4 protein-coding genes are annotated in these 2,419 nt (G+C 63.3%); 1 reads left to right on the top strand and 3 read right to left on the bottom strand.

Annotation, left to right across the window (positions count from 1 at the left end; translation table 11 throughout):
• Positions 1–528: response regulator (locus VGD20_RS18085; RefSeq protein ID WP_331135771.1), on the top strand; the 528-nt coding region annotated here is incomplete at its 5' end.
• A 14-nt stretch (positions 529–542) separates the two neighbouring features.
• On the opposite strand, the gene VGD20_RS18080 is transcribed toward VGD20_RS18085, so the two are convergent.
• The 3 genes from VGD20_RS18080 to VGD20_RS18070 form a co-directional block, all read right to left on the bottom strand.
• On the bottom strand, positions 543–794 hold the full coding sequence (locus VGD20_RS18080; RefSeq protein ID WP_331135770.1) for a DUF6894 family protein: 252 nt from the start codon (positions 792–794) through the stop codon (positions 543–545).
• A gap of 33 nt (positions 795–827) precedes the next feature.
• Positions 828–1,646, bottom strand: coding sequence for a Crp/Fnr family transcriptional regulator (locus VGD20_RS18075; RefSeq protein WP_331135769.1), 819 nt, complete (start codon positions 1,644–1,646; stop codon positions 828–830).
• A gap of 337 nt (positions 1,647–1,983) precedes the next feature.
• Positions 1,984–2,419 (bottom strand): L,D-transpeptidase family protein (locus tag VGD20_RS18070; protein WP_331135768.1); only part of this gene is annotated, 436 nt, incomplete at its 5' end.

Below are 2,419 nucleotides of genomic sequence, written 5' to 3'. Positions count from 1 at the left end.
CTCATCGAGCGCAGCATACCCTTCGATCTTGGCGGCGATGCGGCGATCGAATATCTTCCCGATGGGCTCGAGGCCGACTTCACCCTGCCGTCGCGCTTCGTCGCGCTGCGTCAGGCCGAGGCGGCGTTCACGAACGAGGAGCTGCCGATGGTCGACCGTCACGACAATCTCGACCTCAAGGGCAAGACGGCGCTGATCGTCGAGGACCAGCTTCTCATTGCGATCGATCTCGAGCAGATATTGGAAGATGTCGGCGTAACCGTGCTCAACACGCTGACCTCGTCGCGCGACGCGCTCGACTTTCTTGCGGGCAGTCTTCCCGATTTTGCGATCCTCGACATCAACCTCGGGCAGGGGACGTCCGAGCCGGTCGCGCGCCTCCTGGCCAGTCGCGGCACCCCCTTTCTCTTCGCCACGGGTTATGGCGACGACGGTGCGATTCCCGACGACCTCTCCGCGGCGCCCGTCGTGCGAAAGCCCTTCGAGCGCGATGCGCTGCTCGACAGGCTCAGGCTCGTCCTGGGCTGAAGGGCCGCAGGCGTCTAGCCGCCCGGCGGCGGTCGCCATTTGGCGTCGACGATCTGCACGATCAGCGCGCAGTTCAACTCGCCGTTTTCATCGGTGACGTTGATCCGCAGCCCCTTGTCGCGGACGAGCATGTCGGGGTCGTCGCTCAGCAGGCCGCCGCCGAAGCGGATCGCTTCGCGCAGGGCCGACGCATCGTCGTCGAGCTCGCTGCCTTGCGCGTCGATCTCCTCGGCGCCGTCGAAAAGATGGAAAAAATAGCGGGGCATGGGCAGGCGTCTCCAATCATGGCCCGCCCTTGCTCAGACAACCGCCGAACTCTGGTTTCGATGCAGGTAAATATCGGAAAATTGGGCAATTCTGTGCAGCGCGGCGATATCGGCGATCGAGACACGCCGCGACACGCGCCGGATCGCGCCCTCCTTCTCGAGTTCCCGCAATGTCCGGTTGATGTGAACCGGGGTCAGGCCGAGCAGGTCGGCGAGTTGTTCCTGCGTCAGCGGCAGCTCGAAATTGCCGATCGTCTCGCCCGCGATCTGCTCGACCCGGTATAGCAATTCGCAAAGCAGGTGCGCGAGGCGGGTCAGCGCATTGCGGCGACCGATGTTGAGAAGCCATTCGCGCCCGATCGAGGCTTCGATCAAAATGTCGACGAGCACCGCGCGTGCGAGACCAGGGCGCGGCGCTACGAGGTTTTCGAGATCCTTCAGCGCGAAGATCGCAAGCTCGACCTTGGTAAGCGCCTGGAGATTGTGGTCGGCGCGGTCGAGATAGAGTGACTGGAAATCGAGCGGATCGCCCGGAATCTTGAGCGCGACGATCTGCCGGCCGCCATCGGCGGAAATTTTTTGCCGGTAGGCGAAGCCCGACAGCAGCACCGGACAGATTTCCGCGCGCTCGCCTTCGCGGAGGATATGATCATTCGGTTCGAGGGTCTTGATGCTGAAGGGTAGCGATGCGATGGCCGCCTGATCGTCGGCGGAAAGGCGGCTGTGACTGATCAGCTTGCGAACGAAGATGCCAAGGCGACCATGTCGGTGCGCCTGGACGGCGTCGCCCATCCAGCGAAACGGCGCGTCGATTTCCCTGTGCACATGCCCCTCCGGTTCGTTGCAGCTCATCGAAGCTCAAACAGACCGGTTCGAAAAGCGTTCCCGTAGGCGATAGCGGCTTCGCAGCCCGGCGTGGGGACGCATTGTCGAGCGCGAGGTGTCTCTTTTGGCGCCCCGGTACAATCACGACGATCCGGTGCGCAGTAAATGCGGCGCGCGACCCTGAAGAGCTCTTCCTCTTTTGAGGACAGATATCTTCTTCTGACACTCGCCCGGGACAACGGGCGGGTGTCTTTTTATCAGGGGAAACCGCTCTGCATCCTTCGATCGCACGGTATGCGGTTGCGCAAAATCCTTGTTCGATGGCCCTTGTCCAACGCTCTGCGCGTCAGGGCGCTTCATCGGTTCACGGTCCGACATCGGAGCCCGACGGGCGGAGGCGATGGCCTTCGCTCGCCGGGAAGCCGAGCGCGGCCGCCACACGGTCGTTCCAGCCATAAGGATCGGCGCGGATGACGGGCTCGCCCGCATCGTCGAACAGGACCGTCTGGTAGGTGAGGCGAACCGGGATCGGGCGGGGCAGTGGAACGAAGCTTTCCTTGCCCGTGGCGCGCGCCTTCTCCCACTCGGCCGAAATGCCCTCATCCTTCGCGAGCATCGCGGCGAAGCCCAGCGCATCCTCGACGCGGACGCAGCCATGGCTGCGCTGGCGCTGCACCTCGCTGAACAACTGCTTCGCGGGCGTGTCGTGAAGGTAGATCTGATGCTCGTTCTGCATGTCGAACTTGACGAGGCCGAGCGAGTTCTTCGGCCCGGGCTTCTGGACGATCCAGCCGTCTTTC

The organism is Sphingopyxis sp., from assembly GCF_036402335.1.
GTDB lineage: Bacteria > Pseudomonadota > Alphaproteobacteria > Sphingomonadales > Sphingomonadaceae > Sphingopyxis.
Note: the sequence above shows the minus strand (reverse complement) of the source record. Positions and strands in the feature narration are given on the sequence as shown.